Genomic DNA, 16734 nt, shown 5'->3' with positions numbered 1-16734 from the left:
GTTATCAAAGGTTTAGAGGATTTGACATGAGTAACGGTTTCATCGTCCAAATCATCGGCGCTGTAGTGGACATCGAGTTCCCGCAGAATGCCGTGCCCCAGGTGTACGATGCACTGAAAGTCATCAGCGAAGGCCAAGGCCAGGGTCTGGTACTGGAAGTTCAGCAACAGATCGGCGGCGGCGTCGTTCGTTGCATCACCATGGGTTCCTCCGACGGTCTGCGTCGTGGGTTGGAAGTAGTTAACAGCGGCAAGGCCATCCAGGTACCGGTCGGTACCTCGACCCTGGGTCGTATCATGAACGTACTGGGCGAGCCCATCGACGAGAAGGGTCCGATCGGCGAAGAAGAGCGTTGGTCCATCCACCGCGAAGCCCCCAGCTACGAAGATCAGTCCAACAGCGCCGAGCTGCTGGAGACCGGCATCAAGGTTATCGACCTGGTTTGTCCGTTCGCCAAGGGTGGTAAGGTCGGTCTGTTCGGTGGTGCCGGTGTAGGCAAGACCGTCAACATGATGGAGCTGATCCGTAACATCGCGATCGAACACAGTGGTTACTCTGTATTCGCCGGTGTGGGTGAGCGTACCCGTGAGGGTAACGACTTCTACCACGAGATGATGGAGTCCAACGTACTGGACAAAGTATCCCTGGTATACGGTCAGATGAACGAGCCGCCCGGAAACCGTCTGCGCGTGGCGCTGACCGGTCTGACCATGGCCGAGAAGTTCCGTGACGAGGGTCGTGACGTGCTGTTCTTCGTGGACAACATCTACCGTTACACCCTGGCCGGTACCGAGGTATCCGCACTGCTGGGCCGTATGCCGTCCGCAGTAGGTTACCAGCCGACCCTGGCCGAGGAGATGGGTGTTCTGCAAGAACGTATCACCTCCACCAAGACCGGTTCCATCACCTCAGTCCAGGCCGTTTACGTGCCTGCGGATGACTTGACCGACCCGTCTCCGGCGACCACCTTCGCCCACCTGGATGCGACCATAGTTCTGTCCCGTCAAATCGCGGCACTGGGTATCTACCCGGCCGTTGACCCGCTGGACTCCACCTCCCGTCAGCTGGATCCGCTGGTGGTTGGCAAGGATCACTATGAGACCGCTCGTGGTGTGCAGATCGTGCTGCAGCGCTACAAGGAGCTGAAGGACATCATCGCCATCCTGGGTATGGATGAACTGTCAGAAGAAGACAAACTGACCGTATCCCGTGCCCGTAAGATCGAGCGTTTCCTGTCCCAGCCGTTCTTCGTGGCCGAAGTATTTACCGGTTCTTCCGGCAAGTACGTGCCGCTGAAAGAGACCATTCGCGGTTTCCAGGGCATCCTGAAAGGCGAGTATGACGATCTGCCCGAGCAGGCGTTCTACATGGTTGGCGGTATCGACGAAGTCGTCGAGAAAGCCAAGAAACTGTAAGCCTCGATAGGAGGGCCCATGGCTGAGATGATCTCATTTCACCTGGATGTAGTGAGCGCCGAAGGGAAACTGTTTTCCGGTCGCGTGCAATCTGCCCAGGTAACAGGCTCCGAGGGTGAGCTGGGTCTCCGCCACGGTCATGCTCCGTTGCTGACTGCCATCAAGCCGGGCCTGGTCCGCTTGATCAAGCAAAATGGTAGCGAAGAGGTGCTGTACATCTCCGGCGGCATGCTGGAAGTACAACCCGAAGCCGTGACCGTGCTGGCCGATACTGCCATTCGTGCCGATGACCTGGATGAGGCGAAAGCCCAGGAAGCCAAGCGTCGTGCCGAAGAGCGGATCAGCAGCTCCCATGGTGATATCGACTATGCTCAGGCGTCTGCCGAGCTGGCCAAAGCAATGGCCCAGCTGCGGGTTATCGATATCGTCAAAAAGAATTACCGCTAATCACGGTGATGCAAAAAGCGACCTTCGGGTCGCTTTTTTTTTGCCCGTTGGATAGACTCCGCCGAGCATTTCCTCATGTTTCAAAGGCTGGCTATGTCTCTCAACGTCGTGATCCTGGCTGCGGGTAAAGGTACTCGCATGCGTTCCGTTCTGCCCAAGGTGCTGCACCCCGTCGCCAACAAACCCATGGTGTCCCATGTGATCGACACCGCCCGCCAGATAGGTGCCGAGCAACTGCACCTGGTCTATGGCCACGGCGCCGAGCTGCTCAAGGAGCGGATCGCCGCCCCGGATCTCAACTGGGTGTTGCAGGCGCAGCAGCTGGGCACCGGCCATGCGGTCGCCCAGGCGATCCCGTTCTGGCAGGATGAGGATGACGTGCTGGTGCTCTACGGCGACACCCCGTTGATCCAGCCCGAGACCCTGCAACGGCTGCTGGCCGCCAAGGCCGATGACGGCATGGCGCTGCTGACCGTGGTGCTGGACAACCCCACCGGCTACGGTCGCATAGTGCGGGAAAACGGCCAGGTGGTCGGTATCGTCGAGCAGAAGGATGCCAGTGCCGAACAGCTCGCCATCCGCGAGGTGAATACCGGTGTGCTGGTGGCCAATGGCGCCCAGCTGAGCGGCTGGCTGTCGCGCCTGGACAACAAGAACGCCCAGGGGGAGTTCTATCTGACCGACGTGATCGCCATGGCCCATGGGGATGGCTGCCCCATCGCCGCCGTCCATCCGGACAGCGCCATGGAGGTGGAAGGGGCCAACAACCGGGTCCAGCTGGCTGCCCTCGAGCGCAGTTATCAGCAGATGCAGGCCGAGAAGCTGATGATCGCCGGGGTCACCCTGATCGATCCGGCCCGCTTCGATCTGCGCGGCACCCTGGAGATCGGGGAGGAGGTGGTGATCGACGTCAACGTCATCATCGAGGGCAAGGTCAAGCTCGGCAACCATGTGCGCATAGGTGCCGGTGCCGTGTTGAAGGATTGCGAGATTGGCGATCACAGCGAGGTGAAACCCTACTCCGTCATCGAGGGTGCCCTGGTGGCGGATCAATGTTCGGTCGGTCCCTTCGCCCGTCTGCGCCCGGGTGCCGTGCTGGAGCAGGATGCCCATGTCGGCAACTTCGTCGAGATGAAGAAATCCCGGCTCGGGGTCGGCTCCAAGTGTGGTCACCTGACCTATCTGGGGGATGCGGACATCGGCGCCAAGGTGAATATCGGTGCCGGCACCATCACCTGCAATTACGATGGGGTGAACAAGTTCCAGACCATCATAGAGGATGACGTCTTCGTCGGCTCCGATACCCAGCTGGTGGCGCCGGTGCGCATCGGCAAGGGGGCGACCCTGGGGGCTGGTTCCACCATCACCAAGGATGTGGCCGAGCACGAGCTGGTGATCACCCGGGTGCCCCAGCGCCACATCAAGAACTGGGCCCGCCCGGTCAAGAAGAAGTGATGCCCGATCAATGAAATGAAACCGGCGCCCTGAGGGCGCCGGTTTTGTTTTCAGCTCTCCTGGTCCGGGGCTGGAGAAGGGGGCGGGTTGCCCATCACTCCATACCAGTCCAGCTTGCGGGTCAGCACCATGATGAGCGCCAGGATGGCGAACAGCAGCAGGGCGCCGAGCAGCAGGGCTATCTCCTCGGCTTGCAGCAGCCCGAACAGGATGGCGTAGACCAGCCCGAGCAGGGCCGAGAAGCCGAGTCCCTGACGCGGCCCCCCCAGCACATGGCTGAGGTAGAAGCCGTTGAGCGACACACTGGCGAGGCTGGCAATCAGATAAGCCCAGCCAAAGCCGAGGTGCTCGGTCAGCGCCAACAGCACCAGATAGAAGATGGCCAGCCCCATGCCCACCAGGGCGTACTGGATCGGGTGTACCCGCAGCCCCCTGAGCAGCTCGAACATGAAGAAGCTGAGGAAGGTGAGGCCGATGAACAGCAGGGCGTACTTGGCGGCCCGCTCGTTCAGCTGGTAGTGATCCACCGGCTGCACCAGGCTGACGCTGAAGGTCGGCAACTCGCTCCCCGCCCCCTTCATCATGCGGGTGAAGCGCCGCTCCATGTCGGTGGCAAACCAGCTGGTCTGCCAGCTGGCGTCGAACCCTTGATCGTTCAGGGTGCGGTTGCCGGGCAGAAAATCGCCGATGAAGTTGGGATGGGGCCAGTTGCCACTCAGGTTGAACCTGCTGTCCTGGCCGATCGGCACCACCTCGAGTGCATTCATGCCCTGCAGGTTCAGCTCGATGTGAAAGCGGCCATCTTCCCCGGGCAGGCGCTCGAGCGGAGCATGGATGCCGGCCAGGCCGTCACCCAGCAAGGCACCGGGGGCGAACGGAATGCGCCGCTCCCCCAGCTGCAGCTCGGGCACGCTGCTGATGCCGCGAGCATCGGACAGCACCAGGCTGAGGTAGGGCTTGCCCGGGATCAGGGCGGGATCCGCGGCGTCGAAGCTCAGGTCCGGGTTGCCGGCCACCAGCACCTTGTCGGCCAGGCTGGCCGGCAAGCGGCCGGAGAGGGAGAGCCGGCTGTGATAGACCTGGGCCTGATAGATGCCGAGCTTGCGCGGGGTGACTTCCATGCTGGCCCGCACATCCAGCCTGTCCGGCAGCAGGTAGCGATAGACCCGCTCCTCGCGCACGAAGCGCTTGCCATCCTGCTCGACGGTGACGGCCCGGGTATAGGGTTGCACCAGCACAGGCCCCAGCAAGCGCTGCGGACCGCTGCTGCTGGCCATGATGCTGTGAATGGCCTGGCTGCGGTAGGCCTGGCGTTCCCGGTTCAGCTCCATGATGGAGTGAACCGGGATCATCAGCAGCAGGCTGAGCAACAGCAGCAGCGTTATCTTGTGGGTGAATATCTGTTTGACCATGACGCCTCTCCTTGTTGATGGGGTCGACTGTGCCCTGGTCGGGTGAAGCGGGGATGGGGCCCTGTGAAGTGGGAGTGAAGGGGGATAAAAAAACCGGCGCCAGGCGCCGGTTGGGGATCAGAGTTTCTTCAGCTCTGCTGGCAAGGCGGCAAACACCTCTTCCTTTGCCCTGAGGGACGCGAACTGCTTGCCGGGTTTTTGTACCACTGTGTGCACGAAGATGAGCTTCTTGTCCTGCTTGCTGGCCCAGCCGACGAACCAGCCGATCTGCTGATCCCGGTTGAGGCTGCCATCCAGCAGCTTGGGATAGCCCATGCCGGTCTTGCCGTGGATCTGCCAGCCATCGATGTCGGGTTGACGCAGCAGAGTGCTGGTGCGGCGCACCGCCTCGGCGGAGACCGGCAGCTTGCCGCTCACCAGCTTGCCGAGGAAGCGGGCCTGCTCCTGGGGGCTGATGGCGAGGCTGGAGCTGAGCCAGGCCTGGGTCAGACCGTCGTGCTTGCCTGGGTTGCCCGACAGCTCCCGGTTGCCGTAGTCGAAGCGGTCGACGTACTGCTGGAAGCGCGTCTCTCCCAGCCACTCGGTGAGGCGCTGGGAGTACCAGATCACCGAGAACTTCATCCAGTTGCTCGGGGTGGTGGTCTGCTTCCATTCCGGCAGGAAATCAGGGTCGCCGGCTTTGAATGGCAGGGCGGGCAGTTGTTCATCCACCAGGAAGCCGCTCTCATAGCCCATCAGCGCCAGCGGGATCTTGAAGGTGGAGGCGGGCGTCAGCTGGCTGGCGCAGTCACCCTGGGCGCTGAGGGGTTTGCCGCTGCCATCGGCGAACAGCAGACAGCCTGTGGTGGCGCTGGCGGGCAAGGCACAGAAGAGGCCGGCGGCAAGCAGGCCGGACAACAGAATGCGGGACATGAACATCTCCTTGATTCATCAGAACGCGGGTAGACGGGTCCGGGCGGGACCCTATCCTAGGAGGCGCAGCTTAGCCCGGCTCTGTGTGTTCAGTGTGAAGTTCCCTAGCCGGCAGGTAGCCAGAGTTCGGCCAGCACCCCGCCTTCCGGCTGGTTGCCCAGGGTCAGCCGGCCACCGTGCTGGCGCGCCACCTCGGCGGCAAAGCTGAGCCCGAGGCCGCTGCTCTTGCCCTTGTCGGGTCTGGGCAGGGAGTAGAAGCGCTCGAAGATCCGCGGCAGTGCATAGTCCGGGATGCCGGGCCCCTGATCCCGTACCCGGAAGCAGTAGCCCCCCTCCTCCATGGCGCCACTCAGCCGGATGTGACCCCCGGCGGGTGAGAAGTCGAGGGCGTTGTCCAGCAGGTTGCCCAGCGCCTGCTCCACCAGCAGGGGATCCCACTTCTGCCTGGGGGCGTCGGTGAGCTCTGCCGCCAGGGCCACCTGACGACGGGCTGCGACTATCTGGCGGGCATCCAGAGCCCGCCTGCCTAGCGTGGCGGGGGCTGTGGCCTGTCTGTCCAGCCCCTGCCCCGATTCGAGGCGTGCGAGCTGCAGCATGCGCTCGATCAGTTGCTGCATGCGGGCCGTCTCCAGGTTGATGTTGCCGATAAAGCGCCGCGCCACCTCGGGGGGCGGCGCCTCGGCGAGGATCTCCCCAGCCCCGCGAATGGCGGCCAGCGGGCTTTTGAGCTCGTGGGTCAGGCTGTGCACATAGGCTTCGATGTAGGATTTGCCGTCCAGCTGGCGGCGCATGGTCTCGAGGGAGTGGCCGAGCCGGTCCAGCTCCGGGCTGTGGAGCCTCGGCAGGCTGGCGGGCTGACCCTGGCTGACCGCATCGGCATAGTGCACCAGCTTGCCGATGGCGCGGGTGAGCCACCACACCAGCAGGGCGCCGATCAGCAGCGAGATGAACAGCAGCAGGGCCGCCCCCTGCAACAGCTGGTGCTCGCTGCGCTCTATCATGGGCAGCAGGGTGCGGTTGGGCTTGGCGACGGTGAGGGAACCCAGGATCTCGTCCCCCTCGCGCAGGGGGGCAGCCACGTGCATCACAGAGCTGGCGGGATCGTCGGGATCGCTGCGGGTGCTGCGGGCGCCATACTCCCCGCGCAGGGTGCGGTAGACGTCGTTCCAGCGGGAATAGTCCTTGCCCAGATCCACTCCGTCCGAGTCATAGACCACCTTGCCTTTAGCGTCGACCACATAGATGCGGTACTCCGCCTGCTGCTTGAGGTGACCGTCGATCAGGGCGTTGATGGGGCTCTGGTTGAGGCGGGCGAAGGCGCTGGCCAGCCGGCCATCCGCCATCTTCCCCTCCTGCAGATCGTCCAGGGCCAGGGGGGCCAGCAGCTGGGCCATATCCACCAGGGTATCCTCGGTGGCGCTGCGCACCCCGGGTTTGATCTCCTCGACGAAGATCTCCAGCACGAACCAGGCGGCCAGGGCGAAGATCAGCACCAGGCCGCACAGCAGTTGCAATCCGATTCTCATCTCATCCCCCGGCCGGTGCCCGGCACCCCTGAGTTCATGCCAGCTCCAGGCTGTAGCCCAGCCCGCGGTGGGTCAGGATCAGATTGGCCTCGGAGTCCCGCTCCCGCAGCTTGGCGCGCAGGGTCTTGATGTGGGTGTCGACGGTGCGATCCAGGCTCTCTTCGGCCCCGCTCCACACCAGGTCCATCAGCTGCTGGCGGGAGTAGACCCGGCCCGGCGCCTGCATGAGCGTCTTGAGCAGCAGATATTCGTAGCGGGTGAGGGTCAGGGGCTGACCGTGGAAGCAGATGCGGGCCCGCTCCTCGTCCAGTGCCAGCAGGGCGCTGGGCTGGGGAGCGCTCGGCTGGCTGCGGCGCAGTATCACCCTCACCCTGGCGCACACCTCCCGCGGCGAGAAGGGTTTGGCCACGTAGTCGTCGGCCCCTATCTCCAGCCCGATCAACCTGTCTATCTCCTCGCTGCGGGCGGTGAGAAACATCAGGGGAGTGTCGGTCAGGGCCCGCACCTGCTTGCACAGCTCGAAGCCGCTGATGTCAGGCAACCCCACATCCAGGATCAGAAAATCCGGGTGCGACTGTTCCAGTCGCGCCAGCAACGGCTGGCCGAGGGGGAACCACTCCACCTCGAAACCGTCGGTCTGCAGGGCATAGATCAGGGTGTCGGCAATGCTGGCCTCATCTTCCACCAGCCAGATGACTCGTTTTTGCATGGCGTCCTCGTCACAAATCGGCCTGACCATTCTGGCATCGAACCAAATCGGATCCTATTTGCCGTTTGATTTTTCCCAAAAAGGTATTAATATTTCGCCATCCTTTCGAATCGAAACTTTAAGATGACCAAACGCAACACTCAACAGCGCCGTCACACCATAGTGACCCTGGTGCAGGAACAGGGCGAAGTCAGCGTCGATGCCCTGGCCAAGCACTTCTCCACCTCGGAAGTGACCATCCGCAAGGATCTGGCAGTGCTGGAGACCGGCGGTCTGCTGCTGCGCCGTTACGGTGGTGCCGTGCCTCTGCCGAGCGAGATGGTGGTGGACAGCAACCCGGATCAAGTTTCGAAACGAAAGCTGGCCATCGCCCGTGCCGCCGCCGAGCGCATCCGCGATCACAACCGCGTCATCATCGACAGCGGCAGCACCACCAGCGCCATGATCCCCATGCTGGGCAGCAAGCGCGGCCTCATCGTGATGACCAACTCCCTCAACGTGGCCGGTGCCCTGCGCGAGCTGGAGAACGAGCCCACCTTGCTGATGACCGGCGGCACCTGGGATCCCCACTCCGAATCCTTCCAGGGACAGGTGGCGGAGCAGGTGTTGCGTTCCTATGACTTCGACCAGCTGTTCATCGGCGCCGACGGCATAGACCCGGAGCGGGGCACCACCACCTTCAACGAGCTGGTGGGCCTCTCCCGGGTAATGGCCGAGGTGTCCCGCGAGGTCATCGTCATGGTGGAGTCGGAGAAGATAGGCCGCAAGATCCCCAATCTCGAGCTGCCCTGGTCCAGCATCCATACCCTGGTGACCGACGAGGGGCTGGACGACGAGGCCAGAGCACAGATCCAGGCCAGGGGGATAGCACTGATCTGCGCCCCCGTGGCGGTTTGACCCAAACATCTATTATCCAATCGAATTAACGTCTTACATTTCAAGGAGAAGTCTATGTGTGGCATCGTCGGGGCAGTGGCCCAACGTGATGTGGCTGAAATCCTGGTAGAAGGCCTGCGCCGTCTGGAATACCGCGGCTATGACTCCGCCGGTGTGGCCGTGTTCAGCGCCAACCAGCCGCTGCAGCGGGTGCGTCGCCTCGGCAAGGTGGCCGAGCTGGCCAAGGCACTGGAGGAGCAGTCCGTCCATGGCGGTACCGGCATAGCCCACACCCGCTGGGCGACCCACGGCGAGCCGTCCGAGCGCAATGCCCACCCCCATGTCTCCGAGCATATCGTCGTGGTGCACAACGGCATCATAGAGAACCACGAAGAGCTGCGCAGCCAGCTGCAGGGCATGGGCTACGAGTTCACCTCGGACACCGACACCGAGGTGATCGCCCACCTGGTCCACCACGAGCTGAAATCCGCCCCCAGCCTGCTGGCGGCCATGCAGGTCACGGTGAAGCAGTTGCGCGGTGCCTACGGCACAGTGGTGATGGACAGCCGTGACGACAGCCGCGTGGTGGTGGCCCGCTCCGGCTCGCCCCTGGTGATTGGTCGCGGCATCGGCGAGAACTTCATCGCCTCCGATCAGATGGCCCTGCTGCCGGTGACCCGCCGTTTCATCTTCCTGGAAGAGGGTGACGTGGCCGAGGTGACCCGCCGCGACGTGCACATCTTCGACACCGACGGCAATGCCGTGGTGCGCGAGGAGCTGGAGTCCGAGCTCTCCCACGACGCCGGTGACAAGGGCGAGTACCGCCACTACATGCTCAAGGAGATCTACGAGCAGCCCAAGGCCATCACCAACACCCTGGAAGGCCGTCTGGGCACGGATCACGTGGTGGTCGAGTCCTTCGGCAATGGCGCCCGTGCCATCTTCGACAAGGTGGAGCACGTCCAGATCGTCGCCTGCGGCACCTCCTACAACTCCGGCATGGTGGCCCGCTACTGGTTCGAGGAAATCGCCGGCGTCTCCTGCGACGTGGAGATCGCCTCCGAGTTCCGCTATCGCAAGTCCGTGGTGCGCCCCAACAGCCTGCTGGTGACCCTCTCCCAGAGCGGCGAGACCGCCGACACCCTGGCCGCCCTGCGCCTGGCCAAGGAGTCCGGCTACATGAGCTCGCTCGCCATCTGCAACGTGCCGGGCTCCTCCCTGGTGCGCGAATCCGACCTGGCCTTTATGACCCGGGCCGGTGCCGAGATCGGCGTCGCCTCCACCAAGGCCTTCACCACCCAGCTGGCCGGCCTGCTGATGCTGGTGGCCTCGGTCGGTCACTGCCGTGGCAACCTGAGCGCCGAGGCCGAGGCCGAACTGGTCAAGGCGCTGCAGGCCCTGCCGCTGCGCATCAAGGAGAGCCTGGCGCTGGCCAAGCAGATCGAAACCCTGGCCGAAGAGTTTGCCGACAAGCATCACAGCCTCTTCCTCGGCCGTGGCAGCCAGTACCCCATCGCCATGGAGGGGGCGCTCAAGCTGAAAGAGATCTCCTACATCCACGCCGAGGCCTATGCCGCCGGTGAGCTCAAGCACGGCCCGCTGGCGCTGATCGATGCCGAGATGCCCATCATAGTCGTGGCGCCGAACAACGATCTGCTGGAGAAGCTGAAGTCCAACGTGGAAGAGGTGCGCGCCCGTGGCGGTATCCTCTATGTGTTCGCCGATGCGGACGCCGGCTTCAAGAGCGACGAGACCATGCGGGTGATGAGCCTGAATCACGTGGAAGAGATGATTGCCCCCATCGTCTATACGGTGCCGTTGCAGCTGCTCTCCTACCACGTCGCCCTCATCAAGGGCACCGACGTGGATCAGCCGCGCAACTTGGCGAAATCCGTGACCGTGGAATAAGTCGTTGTCAGACATGAAAAAAGAGCCGCTGTTGCGGCTCTTTTTGTTTGGCTGGCGGGGTTGCCGTTATGACAGCCGCAGGTTGGTGATGGTCACATCGTCCAGCGAGGGCACTATGATGCCGCTGGAGATGCTCTTGGCGATCGCCTGGTTGCGGTTCTTCGAATCCGTCTTGTTGGTGACCTGATTGAGGTGGAAGTTCACGGTACGCTCGCTGATGCCGAGTATGGTGGCTATCTCCCAGGAGGTCTTGCCCTCGCTGGCCCAGAACAGGCACTCCTTCTCCCGATCCGACAGCTCGGCCAGATGCTTCATCAGGTCCGGCCTGCTCTTTATCAGCTGCAGCGCCGCGTTGAAGATGTAGCTGGCACAAAATGAGAGCATGGGAACGTTTTCAAACATCAGGTCAGAGTTGGACCTTTCCTTGCTGATGAAGGAGAGGATGCCGTGTTCCCCCTGAGGGGTGTGCAGCGGGAAGGAGACACCGTTTCTCACGCCAAAGTCGGCGGCGAGGTTCATCACTTCCCGGCTGGCGCTGGGCAGCCAGGGGGAGTCGCAGTCGAGCTTGTTCCAGAAGATGGGCTGGGTCTGCTTCAGGCCCAGGAAGACCACAGGATCCTGGGTCAGGTAGTGCCGCTCCGTGTAGGCATCAAACCAGCTGGTCGGGCAGTTATTGAACAAGGCCACGTGTGATTTCTGCATGCTGATGGGGAAAATGATCAGCAACCTGAAGTAATCAAATCCCATCTGATGGCTGAAGCGCTCCAGTTGTTGCTGGATGTCGCTGGTTTTCTTGGCCTTGGTGAACCGATCTATGTGTTCCCAGATCGCATCGTTAAACATGTAAGTCTCCTTTTTCGACCACTTATCATCCTGATCGAAAAGACATTTTTTAGTTATTTAAAATGGTGTTGTGACTACCAACGCCAGTTGTTCCCGTGCTTGTCTAAAAAGTATCCTGTTTTTTCAGCCACAGGCCAAGAAAATCATCTGATTGCCACTGACCCCACTCTTTGAGACAATGAGAATAGTTATCATTGTTAAGATTGTGTACCATGAAAAAGATCTGGGGTCTGGCCTTGTTGCCATTGGCCGTTCATTTCGTCGCCTCGGCAGACGATCTGGTCGCGCCCGCACTGAAAAACAGCATCGCGGATGGGAAAGCCTCCCAGCAACGCGTAGAAAAGGCGGCCGATGCCGCCGTTGCCGCCCGGCTGGAGCTGCAAAATGCCCAGCTGCAACTGCGGGATCTGGAAGCCTACAACCGCTACATGCAGTCTCTGGTGGCCGATCAGCAGAATGAGCTGGGCAAGCTGACTCAACAGCTGGAAGCGGTTCAGGAGACCCGTCAGGGCCTGATCCCGCTGATGTTGCAGATGCAGGCGGATCTGGAGCAGCTGGTGCAGGATGACATTCCCCTGCGCAAGGAGGACCGTCTGGCGCGGGTCGAGCAGCTGAAGGTGACCCTGGCCCGGGCGGACGTGAGCGAGGCGGAGAAGTTCCGCCAGCTGCTGCAGGCCTACCAGATCGAAGCCGAATACGGCAGCCGGATGGATGCCTATCCCGCCCAGCTGGCGTTGGATGGTGCCGAGCGCCGGGTCGATGTGCTGGCGCTCGGTCGCGTCTCCCTGCTGGCCATGACAGCCGATCGCACCCAGGGCTGGCGCTGGTCCGCCGAGAGCAAGACCTGGCTGCCGCTGGATAGCGAGTGGCTCACCCCCCTTGCCGATGCGCTGGACATGGCGGCCGACAAGAAAGTCCCGCAACTGTTGCATGTGCCCCTGTCTGTCGCGCGTAGCCAGGAGGCTCAGTCATGAAATGGTTCCCCCTTCTGATCACCCTCTCCCTCTGCTCCCAGCTGGCCCTTGCCAATGAAGAGTGGCAGCAGCAGGAACAGGCCCGCGAGCAACAGGCACAGCAGGATCTGGCGTCTGTCTCCACCGAATTGCACAGTGCCCGCGCCAGGCTGGCCGAGGCTCAGCGCCTGAGCAAGGAGCTGGCCAGCCAGTTTGCCAGCAATGAAAAGCAGCTGGTCGAGCTCAACACCCGCTGGGAGCAAGCCTCCGGCGACATGAACGAGATCTTCGCGGTGACCCGCCAGGGGGCCAGCGATGCGGTCAAGTTGCTGGGTGACTCCTCGGTGCAGGGCCAGTATCCGGATCGTCTGACTGCCTTGAAGGCCATGGCCCAGGACAAGCAGGTGCCGGATCGCGCTGCCCTCGCCCTGCTGCCCGCCACCTTGCTGCAGGAGATCCGCGAGTCGGGTCGGGTTGTCCAGTTCGATGGCAAGGTGCTCAATGCCCAGGGCGCGGCCAGTGAGCAGGCGCTGACCCGGGTCGGCAGCTTCGCGCTGTTTGGCAGCGAAGGCTTCCTGCAACCGAGCGGCGAAGGGCTGAGTCCGGTACTGGGACTGCCCGGCGGCTTGCTGTCCGAGCTGACCGCCTATCAGGGCAAGGAAGGCGAGGCGTTGCCGCTGGATCCCTCCCACGGCGTCCTGCTCGAGATGCAGGCCCAGGCACCGACCTTCTGGCAGCAAGTCCAGCAAGGGGGCCAGGTAGGCGCCATCATAGTGCTGCTGGCCGCCATCGGCCTCGGCATTGCCGCCGTGCGGCTCTGGACCCTCTCCCGCGAATTGACCCTGGTGCGTCGCCAGCTCAAGAGCGGCGAATACCACGCCGACAACGCCCTCGGTCGGGTGCTGACGGTGGCAGACAAGCACCCGGAGCTGAGCATGGAGACCCTCGAACTGAGGCTGGACGAGGCCATACTGCAGGAGACGCCCCGGATGGAGCGTGGCATCGGCATGGTCAAGGTGATCGCGGCCATTGCCCCCATGCTGGGGCTGCTCGGCACCGTCACCGGCATGATAGGCACCTTTCAGGCCATCACCCAGTTCGGCACCGGCGATCCCAAGATCATGGCGGGCGGCATCTCCATGGCGCTGATCACCACGGTACAGGGGCTGGTGGCCGCTATTCCGCTGATCCTGGCCCACAGCCTGCTGCAATCCCGTTTCACCGAGCTCTCCAACGTGCTGGAGCAGCAGGTCGCCGGCATTCTGGCCGAGCGTGCCGAGAATAACGGGGACGGGATGGAGCGGGTGGCATGATGGTCGACATCTGGCAACAGTTGCAGAGCTTCATGGGCCGTGGCGGCCCCGTGCTCTGGGTCATCCTGGCCCTGCTGGTGCTGATGTGGATTCTGATGATCGAGCGGTTGCTTTACCTCAACCTGGGTTTCGGTCCGCTGCAGCGGCAGCTGTTCGGCCGCTGGCAGGGGCGCAGCGAGCGCCACAGCTGGCACGCCAAGGCGATCCGCAGCCGCTGGCTGGCCGAGGCCGAACTCGAGCTCAACCGCCATCTCATCTTCATCCGCACCCTGGTGGTGCTCTGCCCCATGCTGGGTCTGCTCGGCACTGTGACCGGCATGATAGGCGTATTCGATGCGTTGGCCGCCGCCAACCGCTTTAACCCGGAGAGCATGGCGGGCGGGATCTCCCGCGCCACCATCCCCACCATGGCAGGCATGGTGGTGGCGCTCTCCGGCGTGTTGTTACTCAGTCGTCTCGAGAGCCAGGCCAAGCGTGCGCTGGCCAAGACCCGGGATGGCCTGCGAGAAGAGAAGGTAATGCAATGAGACGGCAATCCAAACGCCAGCGTGATGAAGTACAGATCGACATGACCCCCATGCTGGATATCGTGTTCATCATGCTGATCTTCTTCATCGTGACCACCTCCTTCGTACGGGAAGCCGGGCTAGAAGTGCACAGGCCCCAGGCGAGCCAGGCCAAGGCGCAGAAGTCCTCCAGCATCATGCTGGCGATCGGCGCCCAGGGGCAGATCTTCCTCGACCGCAAACAGGTGGATGTGGAGCGGGTGCAGGCCAGTCTGGCCCGTCTGCTGTCTGAGCAGCCCGACGCCAGCTTGGTGATCCAGGCCGATGAGAGGGTGCCCCATGGCAAGGTAGTGCGGGTGATGGATGAGGCCAAGGCGGCAGGCATCGCCAATATCGCCGTGGCGGTGGCGCCGAAATGAAGTTCAAGCTGATGAGCCTGGGGCTGGGGATTGCCCTCAGCCTGGGGATCCTGCTGTTCATGGCCACGCTGGTGGAACCCCCCCGGGGAGAGAAGGCCTCGTCCGAGCAGAAAGCCATCGTCATCAACATGCAGACCGAGGTGAACGAGGTGCAGGTGCGCGAGCGTCCGGTACCCCAGGAGCCGGAACCCTTGCCGGAGCCTCCCGCCGCCCTGGCATCCACGCCAATGCCCATGCCGGCGGCGGCGCCGCTGCCCTCGGTGCAGCCCAGCCTGGATCTGGTATCCAGCCTGAGTGCGGTGCAGGTATCTGCCCCAGGGGTCGCAACCAGCCCCACCCCGGTGGCGAGCGGCAGCTTCCATGGTCAGTCCCAAGGCGCGGGCATAGGGGTCGGCGACATGCTGACCCCCTTGCAGCGGGTCGAACCCGTCTACCCCTATCGGGCCCAGCAGGCCGGCATAGAAGGCTCGGTGACCCTGCGCTTTAGCGTCGATGCCGAGGGGCGGGTACAGGATGTGGAAGTGATCGATGCCAAACCCAAGCGGCAGTTCGAGCGGGCGGCGATTCAGGCCGTCAGCAAGTGGCGCTACCAGCCAAGACCGGGAGCCACCGACAAGCTGGTGCAAACCATCAATCTCAAATTCAAATTGGAGTCGTAACCATGTTGCGGATCTGGATCTGTCTGCTGGCCCTGGTCAGCCAAGCCTGTCTGGCCATGGAAGTGAGCCCTCATTTCTCCCGTCAGCTGGAGCCCGTGATGAAGCTCTATCAGTCGGGTCAGTGGCAACAGGCCCAGAACAAGGCGATCGGGCTCAAGCCTGGCTCCGATGCCGAGCGCGCCTGGCTGGCCCAGTTGCAGGCCTCACTGGCGGCCAACCTGCAGCAGACCGCACAGGCGAGTCGCTACGTGGAACAGGCGTTGGCCTATAAAGAGTGGCCCGAGCAGCAGCAGCTCCAGTTGCTGCGTCTGCGTGGGGATATCCAGGCCCAGCAATCCAACTGGTCAGGCGCCATCGCCAGTTACAAGGCGGCACTGGCACTCAAGTCCGACGATGCCTTGCGTCTGCGCCTGGCCGGCCTCTATTACCACAACAAGCAATATGGCGAGGCGGTCAGCCAGAGCGAGCAGTTGCTGAAGAAAGGCTGGCACAAGCAGACGGCGATCATTCGCCTCTCCGCCCTCACTGCCCTGCAACGTTATGGTGTGGCGGCGGATCAGGCGGAAGAGCTGATCCGCCACGAACCGAAAGAGAGCAAGTGGTGGCAACAGGCGGTATCCCTCAACCTCTCCGCCAAGCGCGGGGACCAGGCGCTGGCGCTGTTACAGACCGCCATCGATAGAAAACTGATGGACGACACTGCCGCCCGCAACCAGCTGATCCGGCTCTATGCCTGGCAGGGGCTGCCCTATCGCGGCGCCCGTCTGCTGGAAGCGGCCATGGCCAAGGGACAGATGAAGGGGAGTGCCGAGAACCAGCAACTGCTGGCCCAGTTGTGGGAAGGTGCCCGCGAGTGGCCCAAGGCGGTAGATAGCTGGCAACTGCTCGCCAAACAGCATGCCCAGCCCAAGGCGGCCATGCGCGTCGCCGAGCTGTTGCTGCAACAAGGCAAGACAGAAGCCGCCATGACCCAGCTGGTGGCCATGAAGTCAGCCAAGGGTGAGCAGGGCAATAGAGCTAAGGCACTGCTGGTGCAGGCACATCTTAATAAGGAGCAGTATGCCCAGGCGCTGGAGCTGGCTCGCGAGCTGCAACAGCAGGACAACTGGCAACAGAAGGCGACCAGCTGGGTCAACTACATCCAGGCCCAGACCGATGGAGTGAACAAAAAAGCGGCATGAAACGGAGCTAAAACTCGCATTTCATGAGGTTCAGCCTGCTTTTTCAGCAAACGAACGCATTTTTACAAAAAGCCCTTGTCATCCCGGCGCGGCTCCCTATAATGCGCCCCTACCAGCACGGCGGAACACGCCAAACTGATGAGCCAGCTTCCTAGCGAAGTGGGCGCCGAAAGAAAAGCGAAAACAACCGCTTGACTTTC

The 16734-nt window shown here is 62.6% G+C and carries 16 protein-coding genes; 11 read left to right on the top strand and 5 right to left on the bottom strand.

The window, feature by feature from the left end; translation table 11 throughout:
• Positions 1–26 precede the first annotated feature (26 nt).
• The 3 genes from atpD to glmU all read left to right on the top strand — a co-directional run bounded on the left by atpD (position 27) and on the right by glmU (position 3317).
• Positions 27–1415 carry a F0F1 ATP synthase subunit beta gene (atpD, locus tag AC1IN8_RS17790; RefSeq protein WP_041206630.1) on the top strand — a complete coding sequence of 463 codons (1389 nt, stop codon included), beginning with the start codon at positions 27–29 and terminating at the stop codon, positions 1413–1415.
• 18 nt (positions 1416–1433) lie between these two features.
• Positions 1434–1862, top strand: a complete 429-nt coding sequence (locus tag AC1IN8_RS17785) for a F0F1 ATP synthase subunit epsilon (protein WP_025328862.1) — start codon at positions 1434–1436, stop codon at positions 1860–1862.
• A gap of 93 nt (positions 1863–1955) precedes the next feature.
• The gene (gene glmU, locus AC1IN8_RS17780) at positions 1956–3317 is read left to right on the top strand and encodes a bifunctional UDP-N-acetylglucosamine diphosphorylase/glucosamine-1-phosphate N-acetyltransferase GlmU (protein WP_247627648.1); all 1362 of its coding nucleotides are present in this window, start codon (positions 1956–1958) and stop codon (positions 3315–3317) included.
• 50 nt (positions 3318–3367) lie between these two features.
• Here the strand turns inward: glmU and creD are convergent, their stop codons facing one another.
• From creD to blrA, 4 genes are all read right to left on the bottom strand, one after another.
• On the bottom strand, positions 3368–4729 hold the full coding sequence (gene creD, locus AC1IN8_RS17775) for a cell envelope integrity protein CreD (protein WP_479759933.1): 1362 nt from the start codon (positions 4727–4729) through the stop codon (positions 3368–3370).
• A gap of 117 nt (positions 4730–4846) precedes the next feature.
• Positions 4847–5641: a class D beta-lactamase gene (gene blaOXA / locus AC1IN8_RS17770; protein WP_479759931.1), complete on the bottom strand. Its 795-nt coding sequence runs from the start codon at positions 5639–5641 to the stop codon at positions 4847–4849.
• Positions 5642–5745: 104 nt separating this feature from the next.
• Positions 5746–7167, bottom strand: a complete 1422-nt coding sequence (blrB, locus tag AC1IN8_RS17765) for a beta-lactam sensor histidine kinase BlrB (RefSeq protein ID WP_479759930.1) — start codon at positions 7165–7167, stop codon at positions 5746–5748.
• A gap of 34 nt (positions 7168–7201) precedes the next feature.
• A complete protein-coding gene (gene blrA / locus AC1IN8_RS17760; RefSeq protein WP_247627652.1) occupies positions 7202–7876 on the bottom strand; it encodes a two-component system response regulator CreB in 675 nt (224 codons plus the stop codon).
• Positions 7877–7999: 123 nt separating this feature from the next.
• On the opposite strand from blrA, the gene AC1IN8_RS17755 reads away from it, so the two are divergent.
• Together AC1IN8_RS17755 and glmS are read left to right on the top strand one after the other, a co-directional pair.
• Positions 8000–8773: a DeoR/GlpR family DNA-binding transcription regulator gene (locus tag AC1IN8_RS17755; protein WP_139437167.1), complete on the top strand. Its 774-nt coding sequence runs from the start codon at positions 8000–8002 to the stop codon at positions 8771–8773.
• Positions 8774–8827: 54 nt separating this feature from the next.
• A complete protein-coding gene (gene glmS / locus AC1IN8_RS17750; protein WP_247627654.1) occupies positions 8828–10660 on the top strand; it encodes a glutamine--fructose-6-phosphate transaminase (isomerizing) in 1833 nt (610 codons plus the stop codon).
• Positions 10661–10726: 66 nt separating this feature from the next.
• Here glmS and AC1IN8_RS17745 read toward each other — a convergent pair whose 3' ends face one another.
• Positions 10727–11503: a LuxR family transcriptional regulator gene (locus AC1IN8_RS17745; protein ID WP_005326226.1), complete on the bottom strand. Its 777-nt coding sequence runs from the start codon at positions 11501–11503 to the stop codon at positions 10727–10729.
• 212 nt (positions 11504–11715) lie between these two features.
• Between AC1IN8_RS17745 and AC1IN8_RS17740 the strand changes: the two genes are divergently transcribed.
• The 6 genes from AC1IN8_RS17740 to AC1IN8_RS17715 are packed head-to-tail and all read left to right on the top strand — an operon-like array spanning position 11716 to position 16534.
• Entirely contained in the window at positions 11716–12477 is a 762-nt protein-coding gene (locus tag AC1IN8_RS17740; RefSeq protein ID WP_205642817.1) for a DUF3450 domain-containing protein, read from the top strand.
• Positions 12474–13769: a MotA/TolQ/ExbB proton channel family protein gene (locus AC1IN8_RS17735; protein WP_479759927.1), complete on the top strand. Its 1296-nt coding sequence runs from the start codon at positions 12474–12476 to the stop codon at positions 13767–13769. Before AC1IN8_RS17740 ends, AC1IN8_RS17735 begins: the two co-directional genes overlap by 4 nt.
• The gene (locus AC1IN8_RS17730) at positions 13766–14296 is read left to right on the top strand and encodes a MotA/TolQ/ExbB proton channel family protein (protein WP_025328851.1); all 531 of its coding nucleotides are present in this window, start codon (positions 13766–13768) and stop codon (positions 14294–14296) included. Before AC1IN8_RS17735 ends, AC1IN8_RS17730 begins: the two co-directional genes overlap by 4 nt.
• Positions 14293–14694 (top strand): ExbD/TolR family protein, encoded by a 402-nt coding sequence (locus AC1IN8_RS17725; RefSeq protein WP_025328850.1) that lies wholly within the window; start codon positions 14293–14295, stop codon positions 14692–14694. The genes AC1IN8_RS17730 and AC1IN8_RS17725 overlap by 4 nt, the downstream gene beginning before the upstream one ends.
• Positions 14691–15353: an energy transducer TonB gene (locus AC1IN8_RS17720; RefSeq protein ID WP_025328849.1), complete on the top strand. Its 663-nt coding sequence runs from the start codon at positions 14691–14693 to the stop codon at positions 15351–15353. Before AC1IN8_RS17725 ends, AC1IN8_RS17720 begins: the two co-directional genes overlap by 4 nt.
• Positions 15354–15355: 2 nt before the next feature.
• Positions 15356–16534, top strand: a complete 1179-nt coding sequence (locus AC1IN8_RS17715) for a tetratricopeptide repeat protein (protein WP_205642814.1) — start codon at positions 15356–15358, stop codon at positions 16532–16534.
• Positions 16535–16734: the final 200 nt, after the last annotated feature.

It is taken from the genome of Aeromonas sp. 130281, assembly GCF_056642115.1.
The sequence above is the reverse complement of the archived record's forward strand: the minus strand, read 5'-3'. Positions and strand labels throughout refer to the sequence as shown.